This is a genomic window from Rhizobium tibeticum, from assembly GCF_900110205.1.
Classification (GTDB): Bacteria; Pseudomonadota; Alphaproteobacteria; order Rhizobiales; family Rhizobiaceae; genus Rhizobium; species Rhizobium tibeticum.
The window spans coordinates 1-22,687 of record NZ_FOCV01000035.1 but is presented as its reverse complement, the minus strand read 5'-3'; the positions used below and the strand labels follow the sequence as shown (position 1 = coordinate 22,687).

Sequence of the window (22,687 nt, the reverse complement as noted above, 5' to 3'; positions counted from 1 at the left end):
GAAGTTCCGCCGCCGCGCGGTTAAATTGCAGTTGAGCCTGTCCAATTCGCCTTGACCCGACTCGCAGACTCAGCGCAATTTACGCTCATTGTTCATTTTGAAGCAGAAGAGCGTTTATGATGCCGACCAGCGCGAAATCGCTTGCCGAGCGCGATCAACAGGTTCGATCGCTAACGCGCCTCGTCGAGGCCGACGCGGATCTATTAAGCGCGCAGCTGCAGGCGTTAAGGGCGCGTGCATTTCCCCCCACATCGCAAAAGCAACTGCGCAAGTTCATGGCGGGAGAGGCGGCAAAGCTCATCGGCATCAGCGATGCCTATCTGCGTCACCTTTCCCTCGAGGGCGCCATCCCCGAGGCAGAAAAGAACGGCGCTGGTCGCAGACTTTATTCTCTCGAGCAGATCCATACCATCCGCCAGCATCTGGCTTCGACCAAGAAAGGTTACTCGCCTGTCCGAGCTGAGGGTGAAGACCTTCAGGTTATTGCAGTGACCAACTTCAAGGGCGGCTCGGGCAAGACGACGACGGCTGCGCACCTTGCGCAATATTTCGCCCTTCGCGGATATCGCACCCTGGCGGTTGACCTCGATCCACAAGCGTCTCTGTCGGCGCTCTTCGGGCTGCAGCCCGAATTTGATCTTGAACCAAACGAAACGCTCTACGGCGCCATCCGTTATGACGAGCAGCAGGTTCCTCTCGCCAGCATCATCCGCAAGACCTACTTCGCCGGCCTCGACATGGTTCCGGGAAATTTGGAGCTACAGGAGTTCGAACACGATACGCCGCGTGTTCTCGCGGAGCGGGGAAGGGCGCAGGACAGGATGTTTTTCGCCCGCGTAGGCGGCGCGTTGCAATCGGTCGAGAAAAACTACGACATCGTTATCCTCGATTGCCCACCGTCGCTTGGCTATCTTACTCTATCGGCTCTCTGTGCCGCGCGAAGCGTGCTTGTAACGATCCACCCACAGATGCTGGATGTCGCGTCCATGTCGCAGTTCCTCCATATGACGGCAGGCCTCTTCGATGTCGTGGAGAGGGCAGGCGGTGATGCCGACTATGATTTCTTCCGCTACGTCGTCACTCGATATGAGCCGAGCGACGGTCCTCAGAGCCAGATTGTTGGACTCCTACGCAGCCTCTTTGAGGAGCGTGTGCTGACGAATCCTCTTCTGAAGTCCGCAGCGATTTCAGATGCCGGACTGACAAAGCAGACCCTTTACGAAGTAGGACGGGAGAACTTCCATCGATCAACCTATGACCGCGCAATGGAAGCGATCGATAACGTTAACTCCGAGATCGAGGCGCTTGTGAAGAAAGCGTGGGGGAGAGCGTCATGAGTAAGCGGCGCGATGCAATGCGCGACATGCTAGCGCCAATTACAGGCGGCGCATCAGACGCGATGCGGCAAGCTAAGCCCGCTGTACAGTCCGGGGCGCTGCTATCTATGAATCGCGCCTTCGAGAGCCTCACGCAAGACGCCGAGGCCGCCGAGGCCCTGCGGGCGCAGATTGCAGCAGGAGCTGCGATTGTCGAGCTTGATCCAGCCGACATTGAAGCTTCGTTCGTCAAGGATCGCCTGGATGGTTTTGCATCTCAAGATTTCCTGGAGCTGCAAGAAAGCCTGAGCCAGCACGGGCAGATCTTGCCGGTTCTGGTCCGGCCCCATCCCACGAGCCGGGGCAAGTATCAGATTGCCTTCGGGCACCGTCGCGTCGAAGCCATACGCAGACTGGGCTTGAAGGTTAAAGCGGTTGTTCGAGAGCTTGACGATGACCGTCTTATCATTGCGCAGGGTAAGGAAAATCTCGAACGGAAAGATCTCTCTTTCATTGAGCGGGCGCTGTTTGGCCTCCGGCTAGAGGAGAGGGGAGTGAAGCGGGAAACAATCCTTGCGGCACTCTCCGTCCACAAAGGCAACCTGTCGACGATGATTTCGATCGTCCGCAGCATTCCGGAGGGGCTCATCGTAGCGATTGGCCCTGCGCCAAAGATCGGCCGACCGCGCTGGGAACAACTGGCGACCAACCTTGCTGCGCGCAAGGACGTCGATTGGATGGGCCTCGTCAATACGCCGTCCTACGAGAAGCTTTCGAGCGACGAGCGATTTGAAAAGGTCATGCGGGAAACAGCGCCAAGGCGCGTCCGCCCCGAAGCTCATAGCCATGTCGTTACGAAGACCGGCATCAAATTCGCCGAAGTCGAACGTGGCGCCAAAAAGACCAGGCTTGTCATCGACGAGCAGCGAGCACCGGAATTCGCAGCCTATCTCGTGGACCGTTTGCCCGAGCTATTGGAGACATTCCAGGCGCAACGCCGCCCGGACAAGAATTGAAACACGCTAAGGAGCAGTAATCGCAAAAGAAAAAGGCCCCCAAACGACCAAAGTCGTGGAAGCCTCTCTCTGATTTCTAGACAAGATCGAGAATCGCATTTCCACGAATCGTAGTCAAGAGTCTTTGGCACCGTTTCGGTGAGCAAATTTCTTTTGCCTGATCGAAGGTGAAGGAAATGGAGAGTGGAACTGTGACGACGCCCTTCGGGCGGCGGTCGATGACGCTTGGGATGCTGTCAAGCCAAGTCGCGTCTCGCGAGATTGAGCCAGACAAGACGGTCGATAAATGGAAGCTGTATCGGGCTCTATGCGAGGCCAGGCCTTTGCTTGGGGTAACAGACCGGGCGTTGGCGGTGCTGAATGCCCTGTTGAGCTTTTATCCGAAAAACGCGCTTGCGCAAGAGCATGGGCTCGTTGTGTTTCCCTCGAACGCACAGCTCTCGCTGCGCGCTCATGGAATGGCCGAGCAGACGATTAGACGGCACCTGGCCGTGCTCATCGAGGCCGGCCTGCTGATCCGCAAAGACAGCCCGAACGGCAAGCGCTACGCTCATAAAGGCAGATCCGGCGAGATCGATGAGGCCTTCGGCTTCTCGCTGGCGCCATTGCTTGCCCGATCAGAGGAGATCGAGCGCCTGGCCGCTGAGGTTATTGCTGAGCGCATGCACATGCAGCGCCTTCGGGAACGCTTGACGCTGTGCCGACGCGATATCACCAAACTGATTGAAGCGGCCCTCGAGGAAGGCGCGGCTGGCGATTGGATGACGATCAGCGCGCATTTGCGTGGTCTTCTGGAGCGCTTGCCAAGAGTTCCGACCGCCGCGCAACTTGCAGCGACCCTCGACGAGGTGGAGCTGTTGCGCGAAGAGGTGGTCAATCAGTTGGACATGCAGCTAAAAACGCAAAATCAAAGCGGCAATCCCGCTCAAGATGAGCGGCACATACAGAATTCAAACCCCGAATCCATTTTTGAACTTGAACCAGCTTTCGAAAAAAAGCAGGGCGAGAGGGCGGTGGGTAACAATGACCCGAACACCGAGCCGTCAGATGAGCGAAGCCTGAAAGCACCGACACCTTCCGGCCGGGCCAGCGGTGAGGCGGCCAGGGCGGCCGATCTGCCTGCAGGGCACAGCCTGAAATCCTTCCCGCTCGCCCTTGTCCTCCAAGCCTGCCCGCAAATCCTCGACTATGGCCCCGGTGGGACGATTGGCAATTGGCGAGACCTGATGTCGGCGGCCGTCGTCGTGCGATCGATGCTCGGCGTTAGCCTCTCGGCCTACGAAGAAGCCTGCGCAGGGATGGGGCCGGAAAACGCCGCGACCGTGATCGCCTGTATCCTGGAAAGGGGAGGGCATATCCACTCGGCAGGCGGATATCTGCGGGATCTGACCCGAAGGACCGAAATGGGTGAGTTTGCGATAGGGCCGATGCTGATGGCGCTTGTTCGAGCAAATGCGGGAGCGCGGCGCAATGTCAGCTGACGGTTGGAACATCCCGGTACCGGCCGAAGATGCCGGCTCGGATGAGGTTCGATTTTGGCGGATCGATGTCGGCCGGGGACGGCGCCGGGGTCGAATTGGCCCTCAAGCTGAGAACTGTCGTTTGTGCTGCCAGCCTGTCGTCATCACTGACTGGGCCAACCGGATTTCCGTCGACATCGTGGCGCTGGGCATCGGGCTGCGCGCAGTCAAACTAGGCACGCTTCGAATTTGTGTAGGCCCAAATGGCGCGGCGAAGGGCAGTCACCCGGAGATCAGGCTTCATCAGCGCGCGGATCTCGGCCTAGACGCCGAGCGCGAACGGGTCGGTGATGGCAGAGCCTCCGAGTTGGCCACCTACATCGTGTCGAAGGGACAAACCCTCGTCGTTCCGGTCAAGTAAGCGCAGACGACGTCAACATGGGATGCGTGCCATGACACATAAATCACTTGAGAAGATAGAAGTCTCGCGCCGGATGTTGCTCTTCACCGGCGCTGCGGTGGGCCTGTCTTCGGTTATCCTTCCATCGGCAACGGTAGCGGCCGCCCGAAAAAATCCGCTGCCGGGTGACTGCAGTGTTCAGCGATCGTCCTTCATGGCGGCACGCAGCGCATCGTTGATGCGTTCCTGCCAGCCTGGACCATCCGCCTGAAAATAGGCGAGGACGTCGCTGTCGAGCTTCAGTGAGACGAGCTCCTTGACATTTGGTAGCGCTCGCCGCTCGACGGCAGGCGCCGCAGCCACCTTGTTTGCCGGCTTGAACAAGGCCTCCGCGGCGTCTAGCGGATTGACGGGGCGGCGTGGTGCTCGTGTCATGCTTCTCTCCGGCTTATGAAGCAGGTGCCACAATAAGCTATGTTCTACTCATCAGCTTGCCCGCTGCGGCAATATGATCTTTTAGGCAGCAACTTCGCCAATCAGTGAGCCAGCAGGAATATTCCATTCTTTACTAAGCTTTCGAAGCTGGTCCAAGTTGATTTACCGCTTGCCATTCAGAAGATCAGCCGCTCGCGCTTTGGAACCAACTGCCACTGGTCGGCGCGGCTGTAATTGTTCGCAACCATCACCGACTTGACCACCTCAACCGGGCTCGCAGTCGGGATTGGGTAGTGCTTGGCTTCATACTGTTCGATCAGAAGGACCAGCGCGTCAAAATGAGCAGCCTCATTGGACCCTTCGTCGGGTTCGTTCTCGAAATACGGCGGGACTTCCTTCAACGCGGCATTGTATTCGTCCTCACTCTGAAGTGTTCGAAAAGCTTTCAAATTCAACATATCGATCTCCTTTCACGTCAGAGTTTATTCACGTCTGTCGCATCGTATTGGGCGTGCGTTCCGACAAAAAGGACGTAAATCCGCTTTGATCGAAACGCGACCAACCCCACTATGCGGTACTTGTTGCCGCCAACGTTGAGGATCATCGCGGCCGGCGTCTACGGCTTGGCGAGGTTCGTCTCGAACATAGAGAGCGGCCCGTTGGCTAGAGATTGCCGAAAGCAGCGGGTGTGCTCAGTTTGGAAAGGCAGGGCGGCAATGGGGCGGTCACCGCGCGACACCTGCAATGCTCTTCCGCCTCACCAGTTTGCTCGAAATGACGATCGGACCCTGAGTTGCGTCGCAGACCGCGCCGTCATACCCGATGAGCATCAGCGCGGCCCGTTCTCCCATTTCCTCCATGGGCTGCTGAATCGCAGAGAGAGTGGGGGAGCAGTGGGCGCAGACCGGCGATCCGTCGAAGGACACGATCGAGACGTCGTCGGGAATGCGGTAGCCCTTCTCCTGCGCGGAGCTCATGAAGGATATCGCCATGTCGTCGCTCGTCGCGATAACGGCGGTCGGCTTGTCCCTCTGCCTCGCAAAAAATTCCGCGGCCTCCACGCCAATCTGGAAACTATGCCGGTAGTCGAGCCCGCCCGAGCGCAGAATGGCCTCTTCCGGAAGGCCGGCTGCCAGCACGGCCTCCAGCGCGCCGGCATAGCGCTCGACGTCGTGATAGTTGCCATATGGGCCCGCAAGGTAGAGAAAGCGTCTGTGTCCGAGCGCGATCAAGTCTGCTGTCGCCTCACGAACAGCCTCCCGGTCGTTGGTGACGACGCTCGGAATGCCGACGTTGCTCAGGTCCTGGAGGAGCGCAACGACGGGAATCGGCGCGTCGGCGAGGGATCGCCCTCCGTCCTCCGGCAAGGTGGACGAAAGCACGATCGCGCCGCACACGGTTCCACCGAAGGCGAGGTCAAGGATATGCCGCTCCGACTTCTCGTCTCTGTCGAGGTTCGCGATCATCAGATTGTAACCGTTCTGCATCAAGGTTCTGTTGATGCTTTCGAGAACCTGCGGGATCACTTGCGACGTGCCGTAGTAGAGCGACCCCGGAAGCACGATCATCACCACGTTCGATTTCCCCACCCGCAGGCCGCGGGCCATCGCGTTCGGCGTGTAGCCGAGCTGCTTGGCCGCCGCGTCGATCTTCGCCCTCGTCTTCTCGTTGACCCGTCCCGGATTGGCGAGGGCCCGGCTCACGGTGGAGATCGCCACGCCAGCGAGACGTGCCACGTCGGCCATAAGCGGGCCCGAATTGTCGTCGCCTGACATCTGTCTGTTTTCACTCGCTTTTTATCGATGCTTCGTATTTTTCCAACGACTAGCGTAAGGCAATCGCGGAATTTTAGCAAACGTTTGCCAAAAACCGCTTGCCATAAAAAGCGGCACGGCTATTATATAGTCATGGCAAACGATTGCCATTCCGTAATGCATTGAAATCAATCGGCTTTCAATAGTGTAAAGGTCTCCTTTACAACCGAGTAGCCGTGTCTGAATGGAAGGCTTTCATGGCAAGTGAGGACAGACTTCGTTTCGGCGTCGATCTCGTGACGTTTTTTCATCCCGGATCCTGGGACGTCGCAGATCATGACGCGATCAAGGCCTATGCGCAGACGCAGCCGCGCAGGTTCTGGGACAAGATACTGGACGGCGTCGCAGCCTCCGGCGTGACGGGCATCGAGCTGACGTTCTCTCCATTCAACTGGCAGGACGCGATCAAAACATACGGGTCGGTCGAATCCTTCGCCGCTGAGCTTTCCTCGCGCGGGCTGACGCTGGCGAGCGGCTTCTTCGCCGAACTCGAGGCCGCGGGCGACTTCACGGAGGCCGGCGCGCAGTCCGCGATCATCGACAAGGCGGAACGATATGCGGATTTCCTCAAGGCTTGCGGAAGCGACATCATGGTCATCGGGGCGCCCCTTCGCCAGACGCCGGGCGCCACTCCCGTCCGTTTCTTCGATTTCGAGCAGGCCCGCAAGATCGCGGACTTTCTGAACAGGCTCGGCGCCGTTCTCTATGGCAGGGGAGTGCGGCTCGCTCTCCACACCGAGGCTCATTCGATTTTTGCCGGCGGCCGCGACGTCGACCTCATGATGCTGTTGACCGATCCCGCCTACGTCAACATGTGCCCGGACACCGCGCACCTTATTCTCGCGGGGTCCGATCCTCTTCAAGTGGTCGACCGTCACCATGAGCGGGTGATCATCGCCCATTGGAAGGACGGGCTTGGACCGATGCCATCGGATACTCCGATCGACGCGCACATCCACGACCGTCATCGGCCCTATTTTTGTGGCTTCGGCCTCGGACGTGTCGACTGGCCGGGCTGGGCGCGGCTTCTGCGCGACCGCGGATACCAGGGTTGGGCCATCCTCGAGCTCGACGCCGCGCCCGACCCAGTCGGCGACATAGCGAACGGTCTCCGGCTCGTGAACCAGGCGCTTCTCCCTATCTACCGATAAAACTCTCCCTAACCGAAGATCCCGCCAAAGAGGGTCGTTTTCCAAAAAAGGTGGAACAATGAAAACTGGAATGAAAGCATTGCTTGCCGGGGCCGTCCTGATCGCTGGCGTCGGCCCTGCTTTGGCAGAGGACAAGCCGAAGGCGGAAGTCGTCACGTCCTGGACGTCGGGTGGCGAGGCCGCGGCCCTTGGCGTCATCAAGGCGGAGTTTGAAAAGCGTGGCGGCGTCTGGAAGGATTCGTCCATCGCCGGCTTCGGCGCCGCGGACGCCGCCTTTCAGAACCGTTTGGTCGCGGGCGATCCGCCGGCTGCCAAGCAGGGCGTGATGGGCGTCGCAAACACCGACTTCGTGAAGCAGGGCCTGCTGAGTCCGGTCGAGCAGACCGCGGAGGCCGGGAAATGGGCCGACGTGCTTCCGAAGTCCATCCTTGATCTGATATCCTACGATGGGAAGGTCTATCTCGCCCCGACGGGCGCCCACGGCGAAAGCTGGGTCTTCTACTCCAAGGACGTCTTCGCGAAGGCGGGCGTCACCGAAGAGCCGAAGAACTGGGACGAGTTCTTCGCCGCGCTCGACAAGCTCAAGGCTGCCGGCGTGACACCCGTGGCATGGGGCGGCCAGTCCTGGCAGGAGGCAAAGGTCTTCAACATGATCCTGCTCTCCCAGGTCGGCGTGGATGGCTTCCTCAAGATCTACGTTGACAAGGACCAGAGCGACGCCTCCGTCGCCGGCCTGGCTAAAACTCTGGAAATCTATGGCAAGCTTCGAGGTTACGTCGACGAGGGTGCGGCTGGACGCAACTGGAACGACGCCACCGCCATGCTGATTTCCGGCAAAGCCGGCGTCCAGTTCATGGGCGACTGGGCAAAGGGAGAATTCCTCGCGGCCGGCAAGGAGCCGGGCAGGGATTACGGCTGCATGCTCGTCCCCGGTTCGGACGGGATGGTCTACGTCGCGGACGCCTTCTCGTTTCCCAAGACTGCGGACAAGGCCTCCGAGGCCGGACAGAAGCTTCTGGCGGAAGTGGCAATGGATCCTGCCGTCCAGGTCGCGTTTTCTCTCAAGAAGGGTTCGATCCCCATGCGGTCGGACGTCGACAAGTCGAAGCTCGACATCTGCGCGCAAAAGGGTATCGAGCTGATGACCGCGGGTAAGATCGCCCCCGACCAGGCGCTGGTCCTTACGCCCCAGCAGGCGGGCGCGCTCAATGACTTCGTCAACGAGTATTGGAGCGATGCTTCCGCCGACCCGGCGGAGTCTGCGAAGTCCTTCTACGAGATCTTCGATTAAGTTCCGCTGCGCGATGGGTGGGCGGTTCGCCCATCGCGACTTGAACGCGCCACCGGCACTGCCGTAAGGGCGCCGATCGTCCGAGGAGTTCGCCATGGCGCAGATGCGTAAGCGTTCAAGGACGGCAAGCTATGCACTGCTTCCCACATGGTTTGCCGCAATATTCGTCTACATAGGGACTATGGTCTGGTCGATCCGGCTTTCGTTCACCGACTCGACCGTTTTCCCCTCTTCGAACTACGTCGGGCTGGCGCAGTACGCGCGCCTCTTCCGGAACTCCCGCTGGCTGGCCTCGCTTGAGAACGTCGTGATCTTCGGCGTCTTGTACGTGATCGGCTGTCTTGTTCTCGGGTTCCTGCTTGCCGCCTCGCTCGACCGGAAGGTTCGATTTGAGAGCATGTTCAGGACGATCTTCCTCTACCCCTATGCCATGTCGTTCGTGGTCACGGGTCTCATCTGGCAATGGATGCTCAACCCGACGCTCGGCATACAGGCCTTCGTCCGCTCGCTCGGATGGACGAGCTTCGTCTTCGACTGGATCGTAAGCCGCGACATGGCGATCTACACAATCGTCCTCGCGGGTCTGTGGCAAGGCGCGGGGCTCGTGATGGTCATCACGCTCGCCGGCATGCGAGGTATCAGTGAGGAGCAGTGGAAGGCCGCTCAGATCGACGGGATCCCCGTCTGGCGCGTCTACGTGTCCATCATTCTACCGCAACTGGGTCCAGCCCTTGCCGCCGCCTCGATGCTGCTTGGCATGGGCGTTATCAAGACGTACGACCTCGTGGTGGCCTTGACCGGGGGCGGTCCGGGTTCGGCCACCGAAGTCCCGGCGAAGTTCATCATGGACAACCTCTTCGAGCGTCAGAATCTCGGGCTGGCTTCCGCCGGGGCTACGGTCCTGGTGCTGTCCGTTCTGATGGCCGTGGTTCCCTTCCGCTATGCCGTGTACATCCGATCCAGAAGAAAGGGCGTGCAACGATGAGCCGTTCCCATCCCCGCGGCGCAAAGCCGTTCCGTCTGACTGTCGGTCGCATCGGTCTTTACGCATTCCTCGGCTGCGCGGCGCTTTTCTTCCTTCTGCCGCGCTACACGATGCTGGTGACGTCGCTGAAGAACATGGAGGAGATCCGCCTAGGGCAGATTTTCGCGATGCCGGCGCAATTCTTCTGGGACGCCTGGAAGACCGCTTGGTCAGGTGCTTGCATGGGAACGCAGTGCGGCGGCGTGCGTGTCGGATTCTGGAACTCCGTCCAGATCACGGTCCCCGCGGTCGCGATCTCCGTGCTGGTGGGGGCCGTCAACGGCTACGCCCTGTCGTTCTGGCGACCGCACGGCTCGTCAGCCCTGTTCGGCCTGCTCATGGCGGGAGGACTGATACCCTACCAGATCTTTCTCTATCCGCTGGTGAGGCTGCTCGCCACCGTGGAACTCTACAACAGCGTGGCTGGCGTCGTCCTCGTCCATGTGATCTTCGGGCTGCCGTTGGTGACCCTGCTGTTCCGCAACTACTTCGTCGCCATTCCGGAAGAGCTTTGCAAGGCGGCCCGCGTCGACGGCGCCGGCTTCTGGCGCATCTTCTTCGAGATCATGCTGCCGATGGCCGTTCCGATGGTCGTGGTCGCTTCGATCTTCCAGTTCACCGGCATCTGGAACGACTTCCTAATCGGCCTTGTCTTCGCGGGCCGGGACAACCTGCCGATGACCGTCCAGCTCAACAACATCGTCAACACCACGACGGGCGAGCGGGCCTACAACGTCAACATGGCCGCGACCATTCTGACGGCGCTTGTTCCCCTCGCCATCTACTTCTTTTCAGGCCGCTGGTTCGTGCGCGGGGTCGCAGCCGGCGCAGTCAAGGGATAACCGCATGCAATCCGCTGTTTCCATCAAGGACCTCAAGATTTCCTACGGCGACCACGCCGTCATCGAGAAGATGTCGCTCGACATCAAGCCTCGCGAATTCCTTGTCCTGCTCGGCCCATCGGGCTGCGGCAAGTCGACTTTGCTCAACTCCATCGCCGGGCTGCAGGACATCACGGATGGCGAAATCTGGATATCGGGCAAGAACGTCACCTGGGAGGAACCAAGGGATCGGGGCATCGGAATGGTGTTCCAGTCATATGCACTCTACCCGCGTATGACGGTCCGGAAGAACTTGTCCTTTGGTCTTCGCGTTGCCGGGCTGCCGAAAGCGGAAATCGAGACAAGGGTCGCGAGGACCGCCTCGCTCCTGCATCTCGACGCCCTGCTTGACCGCTATCCGGCAGCGCTGTCGGGCGGTCAGCGCCAACGCGTTGCCATCGGACGGGCGCTCGCCCGCCAGGTCGACGTCTTCCTCTTCGACGAGCCGCTGTCCAACCTCGACGCCAAGCTTCGCAACGAGTTGCGCGTCGAGATCAAGAAGCTTCATCAGGACCTCGGCAACACCATGATCTACGTGACGCACGATCAGGTCGAAGCCCTGACGCTCGCCGACCGCATCGCCATCATGAAGGATGGCGTCATCCAGCAGCTCGCGGCGCCGTCGGAAATCTACCATCGCCCGGTCAACCTGTTCGTCGCAGGTTTCATCGGCGCTCCGGCGATGAACTTCGTCGAGGGCAAGATCGTCCTTTCGAGCGGCAATTCTGTCTTCGAGAGCCGCGGCGTCCGTTTCGACCTTTCTGCATACCGTTTCACGGATGGGCCCGTACCTGGTCCAGCGACACTCGGAGTCCGACCTGAACATGTCGCTCCCAATGGCGGGCAGGCAGGTCTTCAGACCGTCGCCGCAAAAGTCTCCGTCGTCGAGCCGATGGGCGCCGAGAGCGTCGTCTGGTTCGACTGGGGGGGCTCGAGCTTCTCCTATCGGGTCATGGACGAGGTCAGCCTTCAGCCTGGAGCCAAGATCGCTCCCGGTATCGACATTGCCAAGGCCTCGCTCTTCGGAGCGGACGGCCGTCGCCTGTAACACCGCATACGCAAATACGGATCAAGATCATGTCAGAGACTACTTACGACGCGCTGGTCATCGGCTCGGGCGCGGCGGGCTCCTTCGCCGCCATGGAGCTGACCGCGCAAGGGCTTTCAGTACTTCTTCTGGAGGCGGGACCCGCCGTTACTGAAAAGGACTTCGATCCCGCTCGCAAAAAGGCGCCTGCAAGCAGCATCAACATATGGGAGCGCGCACGAGCCACTGTGAAGGGACAACCGATACAGGCACGCGCGGCATTCTTTACTGAACGCTTCAGCCATTTCTTCGTCAACGACTGGAAAAATCCCTACACGACCCCGAAGGATTCGCCGTTCCTCTGGATCAGAGGACGACAGGGCGGGGGACGTCTTCATAGCTTCGGACGCGTTCTCCTTCGTTGGACCGACGAAGACTTCAAGATTCGTACGCTGACAGGCAAGGGCGAGGACTGGCCCGTGTCGTACGATGAGCTGCTTCCATTCTACGAGGAGGCCGAATCCTTGCTCGGGCTCTATGGCAATCCGGACGGGGTGGAGACACTGCCGGACGGCGTATACGCCAAGCGGGCGGGGCTGACGCCAGCGGAGGAGGCCTTTAAGGCGAAGGTCGAAGGTAAGTGGCACGGCCGCCATGTTGTCTCCTGGCGATACATCGCGCCGGATCCTACGCGCACATGGGCACCACTGCGCAAGGCTCAAGCCACCGGTCTTCTGACCACGCGCTACAATGCCGTCGTCCGGCGTATCACCACGGACGAGGGAACCGGGCTTGCGACCGGCGCTGAAATCATCGACCGCGTCACAGGGGGCGTCGAGAGTGTCAGGTCGGCAATCGTGGCGCTGTGCGCGTCGCCGATCGAAAGCGTGAGGCTGCTTCTGAACTCGAAGTCGACCAGACATCCAGACGGCCTCGCCAACAGCTCCGGAACGCTGGGTCGCTATTTCATGGACCAGCTTCCTTGCCTCGCCTTTGGCTCGTTCTCCGAAGCGAAGGGCTGGGCAAAGGACACCTCGGCGCCAACTGATGACTTCTACAATCCGTCCGGCGGCATCTTCATCCCTCGCTTCGACAAGGCGGAACTAAGCCGCGGCGACTTCGACTTCCAGGGCAGCGTCGGCCGCGCGCCGACGGACGCCGACGGCGACGCCCGTCTTTCTTTCTTCGGCTTCGGGCGTATGCTTCCCTATGCGGACAACCGCATCACTCTCGATCCGCGGCGAAAGGACGCCTGGGGCATTCCCGTGCCACACATACGATGCGCCATGAGGGACGAGGAACTCGCTCTCCTCAAGAAGCAGGAGGAGATCCTGATCGAGACCATCAAAGGTGTGGGCGGCGAGCTAGAATTCATCGGTTCGCCGACTGGCCTAAAGGAGATGGGGCGAGGGGCGTTTCCGGATGCGGATCGGTTCAGCCGCTTCATGTTTCGCAGATGGTTCCGAAAGACCATGTGTATGGGCGCCGCGATCCATGAAACCGGCGGCGCGCGGATGGGGGCGTCCAGCAATGATTCGGTGCTCAACGGCTACAATCAGAGCTGGGACGTTCCCAATCTTATCGTCACCGACGCCTCGGCATTTCCTGGCAGCGGCGTAGCTGGAACGACTCTTACCGTGATGGCCCTGACGATCCGGGCCTGCCGGCATGTCGTGCAGGGCTATCGGTCGAAACAGTGATTTCGGCAGGAAGGCCAACCAAGGGACTTGGCGTTCCCGATGCCGCCCAACTTCTGGCTGATGCAGACCGGCGCGACTGGCGATGGAAATGAGGAAGCGGTCGGCGCGGAAGCGGCGATAGAGCCAGCCCGATCCAATCAGTCCCGCCGTCGATCCGGATTTAATGTGGAAGTGGCCAGCCGCCCCGAAGAAGAAGGGACCGCATCTATCTCTTTCAGTGAGGAGCGATCCGCGCCCAATGTTGTCACTGCCTCGAGGAGCCTACTACGGTCACTTCAATTCTCGTGAAGGGTGGTGGGGCATGGCCGTACACGACTGATTTCGATGATCCCACATGGACCCTTTAGTCCCGGGGCGAACTGCCAGACCTGACAAAAAGCATCGGAACTTATAATTCGAGCAGTCAGGCCCATACTCTAAGCGCTCGTTCCATCCTGTCGGCGGCATATGTGACGACATAGGCGATGACCATGTAGATCACGACGGCGATCACAAAGGCTTCGAGGTAGTAAAAATTCAGCGCGGCGGTCAATTGGGACTGCGCGAAGATGTCAACGACCTCGATGGCAAATCCGAGGGAAAGCGCCTTCATGATCACCATGAACGAGTTGGCGAGGTCAGGAATCGCCGCGACGATCACCTGGGGAAGCATGATCCGTCGGAAAACTTGGCCGCGTCGGTATCCCAGCGAATAGGCAGCGTCAGCCTGGCCGGTGTCGAAGGAGTTCAGGGCACCCTTCACGACCTCCGCCTGGAACGCGGCGACGCAGGCGGTCAACGCGACGATGAGCGTGATCCAGTTGGGTGTCGAGTGACCGTTGAACTCCACCCCGATCAGGGAGGACAGAAACTGAAGGGTCGGCGGAAGACCGTAGTACGAGAGGAAGATCACGATGACCATCGGCACGCCCTTGAAGGCGACCTTGTAGGCCACGACGAGCTCCCGCAGCACCGGTATCCGCCTGTATTCGACCATCGCAAACAGGCTGCCGATGATCGTGGAGAGGACGAAGATCGCGAGCGCCATGGCGAGCGTCACGGGCACTGCGCTGAGGATGCTCCAAAGGTCCGGGAGCAAGACTTCGATATCGAACATGTGGTGACCCTCTCTTCGATCAGACGCTTGCCATGACGGTGGTTCTCGCCGGCGTCGCCGCCTTCGGCGCGAACTTCGATGAACGAAGCTCGAAGAAGCGCACGACGAGCCACGCCACCAGGCAAAGCACCGAATAGATCACCGCCAGCACGAGATACGTCTCGAACTGGTATTGGTTGTAGTCCCGCTCCATGACCAGGTGGGCGGTCGCCATCACGTCCGCCGCCCCGATGTACATGACCAACGCGACATTGTGGATCAGGTAAATGATGGAGTTGCCATAGCCGGGCAATGCGATGTGCACGGCCTGAGGGCCCACGACGCGAGTGATTTTCCGAAGGAAGGAATATCCCAGGCTGTCGGCCGCGTCGTGCTGGCCACGATCGACGGCAAGGTATGCCGGTCGCATGACTTCCGACAGATAGCCGCCATGGTAGAGGCTGAGACCGACCATCGCAGCTACGTTGGGCGACACGAAATCCTCGATCTCAAACAGGCCGACCACCAACGGAAGCCCATAGAAGGCGACGAACAACTGGAGCACGACGGGAACGCTCCGGGCGTAGGACACGTAGAGGTCTGCCAGTTGGCAGACCACGGGCGTCCTGCGAACCCGGAACGTCGTCGCAAGCAAAGCCAGGCAGAAGCCGACGATCATGGCAGTAAACGTGATCGCGAGCGTCAGCGGCAACGCCTTGAGCAGCTCGGGGATCATTATGGAAAGGTCCACCTTGGAACACTCCTTCTTGCAAACTTTGCCTTGATCGTCGGCGGGCCTGTTACTTGATGTACTTGGTGACGTCCTCGCCGAACCACTTCTGCGAGATCTGGGCTAACGTGCCGTCGTCCTTCAGTTCCTTGAGCACCTTGTTGATGTCGTCGGCCAGGGCCTTGTTCTCCTCCGACCGGTGGATCAGGAGGTAGGTATTGTTGATGGCGACCGGCTCGCTCGCCTTGATGTCGAGCTTCTGATTGTCGATCACGGTCTGCTCGCCCAGGTTCGACGGCAGAACTAGCGCGTCGTACTTGCCATTCTGGACTTCCTTCAGGCGGTCCGGATAGGGGACGCCAGCGCTCGATGCAGTGATCTCGATCTTGTAGTCGGGGTTCTTTTCCTGCCACTGGGTGGCGAACTTGTAGATGCCGCCGCCCGCCGTTACCGGTACGATCTTCTTGCCGACCAGATCCTTCATCTCGTTGATGTTGCTGTCCTTGCGGCTGTAGATCTTGATCAGGCTGGCGCCCATCGGGGCCTCCGGAATGAGGAACTGCTTTTCGCGAGCGGGCGCCCGATAGTAGCCGCCGGTCGCGATGTCGTACTTGCCGGTGGCAAGGCCTGTTTCCTGCGCGATGTCGGCCGCGCCTTCCATCACGAACTTATACTGGGGCAGCTTGGCGTTGATCGCCTTCAGCACGTCGGGCTCGTAGCCCTGCGGCTCGACTCCGATCGCGCCCCAAGAGAGCGGCTTGGATTCGGCCGCCGTGGCGATCTTGATCGTACGAACGTCCTGGGCATGGGATACGCCCGAGGTTGCGAGGGCGATGGCGACGCCGGCTACGGCGAGGCCGAAGGTACGGCGGGAAGTTGACTTGATGGGAGACACGTCAGGCACCTTTCTCTACTGGAGGGAGTGTTCGGAACTGAGGAACTGCGCGAGGCGCGGGTTGGAGGGCGACTCGAAGATCTCGGCCGGGCTGCCGTCGGCGGCGACGACGCCCCGATCCATGAAGACGATGCGGTTCGAGATGTTCTTTGCGAACTGCATCTCGTGGGTGACGAGCAGCGAGGTGATCCCCGAAGACGTGACGTCCTTGATCACCTTCAGAACCTCGCCGACGAGTTCCGGGTCGAGCGATGACGTCGGCTCGTCGAAGAGCATCACATCCGGCTTGACCGCCAGCGCACGCGCGATGCCGGTGCGCTGAAGCTGGCCGCCGGAGAGCTGGGACGGGTAGTTGTCCAGCTTGTCGGACAGGCCGACGCGCTCCAGCTCCTGCTTGGCGATCGCGCGCGCCTCGTCCTTGGATTTGCGCTGCACGACCACGAGGGGATCCATGACGTTCTGAATGACGGTCATGTTCTTGAAGACGTTGAACTGCTGGAAGACCATGGCCGTCCGGAGCCGGATAGCCTGGATCGCATTCTTGTCCGCCTGCTGGTAGTCCATCTTGATCTTGTCGAACGCGATGGTGCCCGACGCCGGCTTCACCAGGTAGTTGATGCACTTCAGCAGCGTCGTCTTGCCGGTGCCGCTCGGGCCGATGATCGACACGACGTCGCCGCGTTTCACCGAGAGATCGACGCCGTTCAGGATCTGCGTGCTTCCGTAGGACAGCTTTATGTTCTTGAGCTCAAGCATTTCAGGTCGGTATCCTTTCGGAAGGTCGTTCGGAAAGCGTTTCAGTCTCGTCGTCCGCCCATTCGTCTCCGAGCAGCTCGGGCGTGTCGAAGGCTTGCAGATCGGCGAAATGGCGCTCGCGGTCGGCGACGAAGAGGGCCCTGACGATGCCGCGCGCGAGCCGGTCGGCGCCTTCGCTGATCGCGGGAATGTCGCCCGTGAGCTTGCCATGGCTCAGCGTCGCCGGAAAGTTGAAGCAATGTATCCGGGAGAGCGCCGGGCATGCACCCGGCTCGGCCTCGAGGAACTCGAACGCGTCTCCGAGGTCGGGCGAGGCTTCGAGCTCGCCGTTCCCCATGCCCGCGGGCACGGGGAAGCGGTTCCGCCATAGGCGGATGTAAGGAGCGACGGCGGCGAGCTCCGGCCGGTTCGTCAGCTCGATCTTGAAGCCGGTACCGAAGATCAGGAAGTCGACGGGATAGCGGCCCTTCGGCGTCGTCACCACGACGTGATCGCCGTCCTGCTCCAACCCGGCGATTGGGCTTTCCAGATGGAGATGGGCCTGCGGGAAGGCGCTGACGCGCAGGACGCTCGGCCGTGGCGGCGGCGTCTGCTCGCGCATTGCGTAGTTGAGGAAGCGCCACTTCCAGTCGTCGGGCAGGCCGGCGAAGCCGTGCACCACGCCCTGGCTGCCGATGCCGGTGAACTTGTTGATCCGTGGCAGATCCGTCCTGCGCACGAACAGGTCGAGCCGCCCCGCCCCGGCCTCGAGCGCGGTGGCGGCGTTGTCCATCGCCGAAGCGCCGGCTCCCACCACGCCGATCCGCTTGCCGCGGAGCGCGGCAAAATCGATAGCGTCGGCGGTGTGGGCCCAGAACGTGCGCTCGATGTCGTCGGCGATGGGAGGAACGAACGGTCCGCCGAGACCGTCGCGGCCCGTTGCGAGCACTAGGTGGCGGGCGATCATCGTTTCGGTGCGGCCGGCCTGGCGGCATACGATGTCGAGCATGCCGTCGGCGCGCGGGAGGATAGCATCGGCGGTGACCCCGTTGCGCACCGGCAGGTCGAGCACGCGGCGGTACCAGACCAGGTAGTCCATCCACGTCTCGCGCGGCGCCCTGTCGAGCGCGACCCAAGCTTCGCGGCCATGCAGCGCCTCATAGTAGGCGCGGAACGTGAGGGCCGGCAGCCCCATCGCCGGTCCGGTCAACTGCTTAGGCGAGCGGAGTGTTCGCATCCGCGCGAAGGTGACCCACGGACCTTCCCGACCGGCGGGCGCCTTGTCGAGGACAACGTGGTTGGCGACACCGAGCCGCTTCAGCATGCCCGAAGCGACGAGCCCGGCCATGCCCCCGCCAATGATCACGACGTCGACGACGCGTTGGCCATCGACGTCGCGGGGAGGGACCCAGGACTTGGCAGGGAGTTCCAGCCAGGCGAGATCCTGCCGCAGGCGTGCTGCAAGGGCGTCGAGTCCATTCGGAAAAGAGGACAGGTCGCTCATGACAGCATTCCTCCAGGCGGCGGGGTTTGTCCGTAGACGGTGTCGGCCAAGGCCTCGACGCCGCCCGACTCATGCAGTCGGCAACCGGGCATCGCCAGAGCCACTGCGCGCGCCGCCTCGATCACGGCGGCGACGGTCGGGGTGAGCGGCATCGCGGCAGGCGAGATCGCGCCAAAGAGGAAGGGGATCGTGTGGTCGAGCACGCGCACCACGATACCCTCGAGCGGAACGCCAACGACGGTCGCCGGCTCGACAATGGCGGCTCCCAGTCCGGCACGGACCATCGTGAGGGCCGTCATCGAGGCGTTGACGTCAATCATCCGCTGCGGCATGACGCCCACCTTTTCAAGGGCCTCGTCGACGCGGTGTCGCAAACGATATGGGTTCGCCAGGGTGATGATACGGCGGTCGGCAAGATCGGCAAGGCGCACCACGTCATGGTCGGCGAGCGGATCGCTCGCGGCGAGGGCGACAACGCATGGTGCGTCGGCGACCCAGTGGACGTCGAGGCCAGGGTGTTCCAGCGGTAGGCTTGCGATCCCGAAGTCTGCCGAGCGGGCGAGCACCGCCTGCACGACATTCTCGGCCGCCAGCGCCTGCACATGAAGATGGCGGGGAAGCAGGTTCGGGGCGACTGCCGCGATCGCCTCAGGCAGAACGCCGGCCGCAAGCGAGGGAGTGGCCGCGATCGTCAACGACAATGGCTCCTCAAGACCGATAGCGTTCGCCCGCTCGCGGATGTGCGTCAGGCTTGCGAGATGGCGTTCCACCTCGGCGTGAAAAAGGAGACCACGCGACGTCGGCGTGATGCGCGGCCCGCTTCGGTGCAGGAGCGCGTAGCCGATGTCAGCTTCCAGATCCTGGATCAGCCTGGTGACGGCGGGCTGCGATCGGCCAAGCAGCCGTGCCGCCCCGGTCACGCTGCCCGCCGACATCACCGCCGCAAAGGCTTCGAGCTGCCGAATATCAAAAGAGTTAGAATGCATAATAGACATTAAACACCCTCCTTCATGTCAGTAAAGCATGACAATTCTCAATTGGCGATTGGGAATAGATAAAAATTTCGCATCAAACGCGACCATTCATTACCATTTGACATAATGAGATGCCGCGCCTACCTAGGTCGCATGCCTTTGACGTACTGAGGAGCTTGTTTTGACACTCATCGAAACCCTCGTCTCCGCAAGACCGGGCTCCGCGCTCGCGCAAGCCATGGAGAAACGCGCAGAGATCCTGCGCCTGAGCCAGGCGGCACACGACGCCGTGCTTCTGCCACGCGATCCCGGCGGCCTGTCCCACGGGCTCAGAGCCGCGCTCGCCGCCCGCATGGCGCGCCATAACCGCAGCCCGGCGCTAGCAAGCCACTACGACACCCTGGTCGCCCGCGCCGATGAAGGGGCGACCGCTTTGCTCTCCAAGCCCGACACGAACGTGCCGGACCCGCGTACCGCGGAGATCGTCCGTTACGCCGACAGGCTCACGGTCGCGCCCCGCGACGCCACGCGTGCCCATGTGGAGGCGCTGCGCCAGGTCGGCGTAACCGACGCAGACATCGTCCGGCTTGCGGAGCTTTCGGCCTTCGTCAACTACCAGGTGCGCGTTCTTGCGGGCCTGAAGCTGCTTGGAGAAATGCGATGAGCGAGGTGGTCCACACATTCACCACCACGGTGCCGCGCTGGCAGCCCTACGTGGTTCCAGTCGATTTCGCGACCGCCACCGACGAGCAGCATGCGGCGATGCAGACGACGCCGTCCAACAAGGGCATCTCGCCCTATGTGCTCACTCTGGCGCACGACCCCGAGACGCTCGCGGTTCGCTCACCACTTTTCAACCTCATCATGTATGGAAAAGATGGGCTGGCGGCGAGCGAACGCGAACTGGGTGCAGTCGCCGCGTCCGTCGTCAACCGCTGCGTCTACTGCGCCGCCGTCCACGCATCCCGGTTCAACAACCTGACGAAACGCACGGACGTCATCGAAGCGGTGTTTGCCGACGGTCTCGAGGCGACGCTCGACGAGCATCTCCAGGCGATCTTCGACTTATCGGCACGGCTGTCGATAACGCCGCCTGAAGCGACGGCGGCCGACGCGCAGGCGCTAGCAGATGTCGGTCTCGATGAACTGGAAGCTCTCGATCTCGTTCTCTCGTCAGCCATCTTCGGCTGGGCGAACCGCCTGATGCATACGCTCGGCGAGCCGATGAAGGATTAGATGGATCGCCGGCGCAAGGGGCCGAGAACCGTCGGCGGGCCGCCGCCGCGACCCACACAGTCTGCGGGATATTTGCAGTCACCCATGGATGAGCAGATGGCGCACAGGCTCCCGTTGCGCAAACTCGGCCTCCACGTGTTTCAGAACATGGCGCTGGCCTGCGAACGGCACCATCCTCAAGGCCTCCTCGAATGAAACCCAACGAAATTCGCTATGTTCGTCATTGATGACCACAGTTGCCCCAGCATCTACGAAGCCAACGAAAACCGGTAGCATGCTGATAGCATCGCGATCGACCTCATAGAATTGCTCGCATATGTCTGCCGAATAGAGGCGATCACAGTTCAAGCCGGTTTCTTCTTTGACCTCGCGTAGCGCGGCTTCCCATGCCTTCTCACCGTCCTCGATGCCGCCGGCGATCTGGCACCATTCGCCAATCAACGTGTGATTTCGACGCAGAAGCAGCACTCGGTTTTCAGCGCCTGTAGCACGGAGAAGAACGACCGATACAGCAAAGCAACGGATGGGAATTTCAGCCATGAGGTCAATCCAACGTGTAAGAAGGGGCAAAAGTCAGGAATAGCGCAACAGAGGTTCCGGCCCCTGATTGACAGGAACAGCTCTCCGCGACGACAGCTTCCCAATTACATAAATTGCATAGAATACGTGTTATAGGTAATTCAGTGGAGGCTTGGCAATGAAGCAATTCCTTTCTCAGATATGAGGCGCGCTTCGAGGGGAAACGAAGCGCGGTAAAGACAAGCTCGTCATTCTGGCCGCCGACCAATACACAAGCTGATTGGTCGTTCCCACATCGTTACATACGGCCTGATGGGTGCTGCCGAAGAAATCCATCAGGAACCTATGATCGGTCTCGAGGATAGTAGCGAGGGCCGACAATGCTTGAGCCTGGGCAACCTGCGGAAGCGCCAAGCGACCGCGGGTGACAAGTCCGGTCGCAAGGCGAGCCGCGTTTGCGTTGTCGTCGCACGGTGGCGGTGCCCGGGACTGTGTTTCTGTTTCCCCCATCACATCGCAATTGCACGACGCGGATTGGCTTTTGCTCGCCATCGGTCGAATGGAATGCCGTCGTGCCGGGCCTGGATTTTCCTGCTGGATCATTCTCGACGAGTACAATCGGATTGAGCTCGACAAGGCATTTCGAGTCGACCACGCCGCTCAGTTTCAGTCCTGCCTTCCTCAGAAAATCGCACTCACAGTCAAAAATGCCGACACAGCCCGAAGGCTCGCTGGTATCACGCATTCCTGATCCTAAGCTCGCCTCAGAGGGGGAAATGACACGCGCGGGTGTCGCAGCCTCGATCCTGGCGCGCCTGGATCCGCCATTCTCTATCCCTTCAATCTTTGCGCAAGGCACGCCCAGTGCGGTCTCGATGGGGCATGTCTGACCGGAGAACGCCTCACGCTGCTCGGCTCGATCGTCCTCCCGCAACGGCCGGCTCGTTTTCTTCCCCTGACGGCGACCACCCCACGTGACAGGTCACGCGGGGACCCCGGATCGGCGTCATTCCCCGCGATAACCAAGAAAGCCTCGGCCCATGGCCGTCCTCCACTTCGTTGCGGCCCTGCGGGTGCGGGCCGATCGTCGCCGGTCTGATCGACAGCCATCGAGACCGCGATGGGCGCGGCTCGAGCAACAGAAAAGGAATGCGACAATGGCTACCATCGGCTCCTTCACCGCCTCAACAGACGGCTTCACCGGCACCATCAAGACCCTCAACCTCAACGTCAAGGCAAAGATCGTCAGGGTCGAACGCGCCTCCGAAGGCGCCCCGGACTTCCGGGTGCTGGCCGGCAATGTCGATTATGCTGAGAACGTGATTATGCAGAGTGTCGGTCGCTGAAGGCCGGATTTGCCGGTGATTTCGGCGGATTTCTCTTCGCATAATTCCGGGGGGAGGAGATAAGCGCCCCGCGGCGAGCGGGACGCCTTGGTTGTTGTTTAGCGGGACCAGATGAGTTTGTGCTCGCCCTTGTCGCCCTGGACGAGGGAGGCATAGAC

General features: G+C 60.9%; 22 protein-coding genes and 2 pseudogenes. 13 read left to right on the top strand and 11 right to left on the bottom strand.

The window, feature by feature from the left end; translation table 11 throughout:
* Nucleotides 1-119: 119 nt before the first annotated feature.
* The 4 genes from repA (at nucleotide 120) to BSG20_RS37825 (ending at nucleotide 4,213) form a co-directional block, all read left to right on the top strand.
* Nucleotides 120-1,337 (top strand): plasmid partitioning protein RepA, encoded by a 1,218-nt coding sequence (gene repA, locus BSG20_RS27915; RefSeq protein ID WP_093041527.1) that lies wholly within the window; start codon nucleotides 120-122, stop codon nucleotides 1,335-1,337.
* Entirely contained in the window at nucleotides 1,334-2,332 is a 999-nt protein-coding gene (gene repB / locus BSG20_RS27910; protein WP_072380590.1) for a plasmid partitioning protein RepB, read from the top strand. Before repA ends, repB begins: the two co-directional genes overlap by 4 nt.
* Nucleotides 2,333-2,508: 176 nt before the next feature.
* A complete protein-coding gene (gene repC, locus BSG20_RS27905) occupies nucleotides 2,509-3,813 on the top strand; it encodes a plasmid replication protein RepC (RefSeq protein WP_072380588.1) in 1,305 nt (434 codons plus the stop codon).
* Entirely contained in the window at nucleotides 3,803-4,213 is a 411-nt protein-coding gene (locus BSG20_RS37825; RefSeq protein ID WP_244541460.1) for a hypothetical protein, read from the top strand. The genes repC and BSG20_RS37825 overlap by 11 nt, the downstream gene beginning before the upstream one ends.
* 177 nt (nucleotides 4,214-4,390) lie before the next feature.
* On the opposite strand, the gene BSG20_RS27895 is transcribed toward BSG20_RS37825, so the two are convergent.
* From BSG20_RS27895 to BSG20_RS27880, 4 genes and pseudogenes are all read right to left on the bottom strand, one after another.
* Entirely contained in the window at nucleotides 4,391-4,627 is a 237-nt protein-coding gene (locus tag BSG20_RS27895; protein ID WP_072380584.1) for a BrnA antitoxin family protein, read from the bottom strand.
* Between the two features lie 81 nt (nucleotides 4,628-4,708).
* Nucleotides 4,709-5,085 (bottom strand): annotated as a pseudogene (locus BSG20_RS27890) (helix-turn-helix domain-containing protein).
* A 17-nt stretch (nucleotides 5,086-5,102) separates the two neighbouring features.
* Entirely contained in the window at nucleotides 5,103-5,231 is a 129-nt protein-coding gene (locus BSG20_RS27885; RefSeq protein WP_083540012.1) for a type II toxin-antitoxin system HigB family toxin, read from the bottom strand.
* Between the two features lie 121 nt (nucleotides 5,232-5,352).
* Entirely contained in the window at nucleotides 5,353-6,402 is a 1,050-nt protein-coding gene (locus BSG20_RS27880) for a LacI family DNA-binding transcriptional regulator (RefSeq protein WP_072380582.1), read from the bottom strand.
* Between the two features lie 236 nt (nucleotides 6,403-6,638).
* On the opposite strand from BSG20_RS27880, the gene BSG20_RS27875 reads away from it, so the two are divergent.
* From BSG20_RS27875 to BSG20_RS27850, 6 genes are all read left to right on the top strand, one after another.
* On the top strand, nucleotides 6,639-7,592 hold the full coding sequence (locus tag BSG20_RS27875; protein WP_072380580.1) for a sugar phosphate isomerase/epimerase family protein: 954 nt from the start codon (nucleotides 6,639-6,641) through the stop codon (nucleotides 7,590-7,592).
* 58 nt (nucleotides 7,593-7,650) lie between these two features.
* Nucleotides 7,651-8,883, top strand: coding sequence for an ABC transporter substrate-binding protein (locus BSG20_RS27870; RefSeq protein ID WP_072380578.1), 1,233 nt, complete (start codon nucleotides 7,651-7,653; stop codon nucleotides 8,881-8,883).
* A 94-nt stretch (nucleotides 8,884-8,977) separates the two neighbouring features.
* The gene (locus tag BSG20_RS27865; RefSeq protein ID WP_072380576.1) at nucleotides 8,978-9,868 is read left to right on the top strand and encodes a carbohydrate ABC transporter permease; all 891 of its coding nucleotides are present in this window, start codon (nucleotides 8,978-8,980) and stop codon (nucleotides 9,866-9,868) included.
* On the top strand, nucleotides 9,865-10,749 hold the full coding sequence (locus BSG20_RS27860) for a carbohydrate ABC transporter permease (protein WP_072380574.1): 885 nt from the start codon (nucleotides 9,865-9,867) through the stop codon (nucleotides 10,747-10,749). The genes BSG20_RS27865 and BSG20_RS27860 overlap by 4 nt, the downstream gene beginning before the upstream one ends.
* 4 nt (nucleotides 10,750-10,753) lie before the next feature.
* The gene (locus tag BSG20_RS27855; RefSeq protein WP_072380572.1) at nucleotides 10,754-11,836 is read left to right on the top strand and encodes an ABC transporter ATP-binding protein; all 1,083 of its coding nucleotides are present in this window, start codon (nucleotides 10,754-10,756) and stop codon (nucleotides 11,834-11,836) included.
* A 29-nt stretch (nucleotides 11,837-11,865) separates the two neighbouring features.
* The gene (locus BSG20_RS27850) at nucleotides 11,866-13,515 is read left to right on the top strand and encodes a GMC oxidoreductase (RefSeq protein ID WP_072380570.1); all 1,650 of its coding nucleotides are present in this window, start codon (nucleotides 11,866-11,868) and stop codon (nucleotides 13,513-13,515) included.
* Nucleotides 13,516-13,918: 403 nt separating this feature from the next.
* Here the strand turns inward: BSG20_RS27850 and BSG20_RS27845 are convergent, their stop codons facing one another.
* Genes BSG20_RS27845 through BSG20_RS27820 form a run of 6 tightly spaced genes read right to left on the bottom strand, consistent with a single transcriptional unit; the run spans nucleotide 13,919 to nucleotide 19,449 of the window.
* The gene (locus BSG20_RS27845) at nucleotides 13,919-14,611 is read right to left on the bottom strand and encodes an amino acid ABC transporter permease (RefSeq protein ID WP_072380569.1); all 693 of its coding nucleotides are present in this window, start codon (nucleotides 14,609-14,611) and stop codon (nucleotides 13,919-13,921) included.
* Between the two features lie 19 nt (nucleotides 14,612-14,630).
* Nucleotides 14,631-15,341 carry an amino acid ABC transporter permease gene (locus BSG20_RS27840; RefSeq protein WP_072380567.1) on the bottom strand — a complete coding sequence of 237 codons (711 nt, stop codon included), beginning with the start codon at nucleotides 15,339-15,341 and terminating at the stop codon, nucleotides 14,631-14,633.
* A 49-nt stretch (nucleotides 15,342-15,390) separates the two neighbouring features.
* Nucleotides 15,391-16,215: an amino acid ABC transporter substrate-binding protein gene (locus tag BSG20_RS27835; protein ID WP_072380565.1), complete on the bottom strand. Its 825-nt coding sequence runs from the start codon at nucleotides 16,213-16,215 to the stop codon at nucleotides 15,391-15,393.
* A 15-nt stretch (nucleotides 16,216-16,230) separates the two neighbouring features.
* Nucleotides 16,231-16,971 (bottom strand): amino acid ABC transporter ATP-binding protein, encoded by a 741-nt coding sequence (locus tag BSG20_RS27830; protein WP_072380563.1) that lies wholly within the window; start codon nucleotides 16,969-16,971, stop codon nucleotides 16,231-16,233.
* A gap of 1 nt (nucleotide 16,972) precedes the next feature.
* Entirely contained in the window at nucleotides 16,973-18,454 is a 1,482-nt protein-coding gene (locus tag BSG20_RS27825) for an NAD(P)-binding domain-containing protein (protein ID WP_072380561.1), read from the bottom strand.
* On the bottom strand, nucleotides 18,451-19,449 hold the full coding sequence (locus tag BSG20_RS27820) for a LysR family transcriptional regulator (protein ID WP_072380559.1): 999 nt from the start codon (nucleotides 19,447-19,449) through the stop codon (nucleotides 18,451-18,453). Before BSG20_RS27820 ends, BSG20_RS27825 begins: the two co-directional genes overlap by 4 nt.
* A gap of 160 nt (nucleotides 19,450-19,609) precedes the next feature.
* On the opposite strand from BSG20_RS27820, the gene BSG20_RS27815 reads away from it, so the two are divergent.
* Entirely contained in the window at nucleotides 19,610-20,092 is a 483-nt protein-coding gene (locus BSG20_RS27815) for a CMD domain-containing protein (RefSeq protein ID WP_072380557.1), read from the top strand.
* On the top strand, nucleotides 20,089-20,664 hold the full coding sequence (locus BSG20_RS27810; RefSeq protein WP_072380555.1) for a peroxidase-related enzyme: 576 nt from the start codon (nucleotides 20,089-20,091) through the stop codon (nucleotides 20,662-20,664). The genes BSG20_RS27815 and BSG20_RS27810 overlap by 4 nt, the downstream gene beginning before the upstream one ends.
* Before the next feature lie 78 nt (nucleotides 20,665-20,742).
* On the opposite strand, the gene BSG20_RS27805 is transcribed toward BSG20_RS27810, so the two are convergent.
* Nucleotides 20,743-21,204, bottom strand: coding sequence for an NUDIX hydrolase (locus tag BSG20_RS27805; protein ID WP_072380553.1), 462 nt, complete (start codon nucleotides 21,202-21,204; stop codon nucleotides 20,743-20,745).
* Nucleotides 21,205-22,340: 1,136 nt separating this feature from the next.
* On the opposite strand from BSG20_RS27805, the pseudogene BSG20_RS27790 reads away from it, so the two are divergent.
* A pseudogene (locus tag BSG20_RS27790) lies at nucleotides 22,341-22,493 on the top strand (DUF736 domain-containing protein); the annotation flags it as partial.
* Between the last annotated feature and the right edge of the window lie 194 nt (nucleotides 22,494-22,687).

Coding starts and splice junctions, on each gene's coding strand:
- BSG20_RS27885 (WP_083540012.1), bottom strand. CDS start 5,231: ATGATCCTCAACGTTGGCGGCAACAAGTACCGCATAGTGGGGTTGGTC.
- BSG20_RS37825 (WP_244541460.1), top strand. CDS start 3,803: ATGTCAGCTGACGGTTGGAACATCCCGGTACCGGCCGAAGATGCCGGC.
- BSG20_RS27805 (WP_072380553.1), bottom strand. CDS start 21,204: ATGGCTGAAATTCCCATCCGTTGCTTTGCTGTATCGGTCGTTCTTCTC.
- BSG20_RS27850 (WP_072380570.1), top strand. CDS start 11,866: ATGTCAGAGACTACTTACGACGCGCTGGTCATCGGCTCGGGCGCGGCG.
- repC (WP_072380588.1), top strand. CDS start 2,509: ATGGAGAGTGGAACTGTGACGACGCCCTTCGGGCGGCGGTCGATGACG.
- BSG20_RS27825 (WP_072380561.1), bottom strand. CDS start 18,454: ATGAGCGACCTGTCCTCTTTTCCGAATGGACTCGACGCCCTTGCAGCA.
- BSG20_RS27895 (WP_072380584.1), bottom strand. CDS start 4,627: ATGACACGAGCACCACGCCGCCCCGTCAATCCGCTAGACGCCGCGGAG.
- BSG20_RS27870 (WP_072380578.1), top strand. CDS start 7,651: ATGAAAACTGGAATGAAAGCATTGCTTGCCGGGGCCGTCCTGATCGCT.
- repB (WP_072380590.1), top strand. CDS start 1,334: ATGAGTAAGCGGCGCGATGCAATGCGCGACATGCTAGCGCCAATTACA.
- BSG20_RS27865 (WP_072380576.1), top strand. CDS start 8,978: ATGGCGCAGATGCGTAAGCGTTCAAGGACGGCAAGCTATGCACTGCTT.
- BSG20_RS27830 (WP_072380563.1), bottom strand. CDS start 16,971: ATGCTTGAGCTCAAGAACATAAAGCTGTCCTACGGAAGCACGCAGATC.
- repA (WP_093041527.1), top strand. CDS start 120: ATGCCGACCAGCGCGAAATCGCTTGCCGAGCGCGATCAACAGGTTCGA.
- BSG20_RS27880 (WP_072380582.1), bottom strand. CDS start 6,402: ATGTCAGGCGACGACAATTCGGGCCCGCTTATGGCCGACGTGGCACGT.
- BSG20_RS27860 (WP_072380574.1), top strand. CDS start 9,865: ATGAGCCGTTCCCATCCCCGCGGCGCAAAGCCGTTCCGTCTGACTGTC.
- BSG20_RS27810 (WP_072380555.1), top strand. CDS start 20,089: ATGAGCGAGGTGGTCCACACATTCACCACCACGGTGCCGCGCTGGCAG.
- BSG20_RS27845 (WP_072380569.1), bottom strand. CDS start 14,611: ATGTTCGATATCGAAGTCTTGCTCCCGGACCTTTGGAGCATCCTCAGC.
- BSG20_RS27820 (WP_072380559.1), bottom strand. CDS start 19,449: ATGTCTATTATGCATTCTAACTCTTTTGATATTCGGCAGCTCGAAGCC.
- BSG20_RS27875 (WP_072380580.1), top strand. CDS start 6,639: ATGGCAAGTGAGGACAGACTTCGTTTCGGCGTCGATCTCGTGACGTTT.
- BSG20_RS27855 (WP_072380572.1), top strand. CDS start 10,754: ATGCAATCCGCTGTTTCCATCAAGGACCTCAAGATTTCCTACGGCGAC.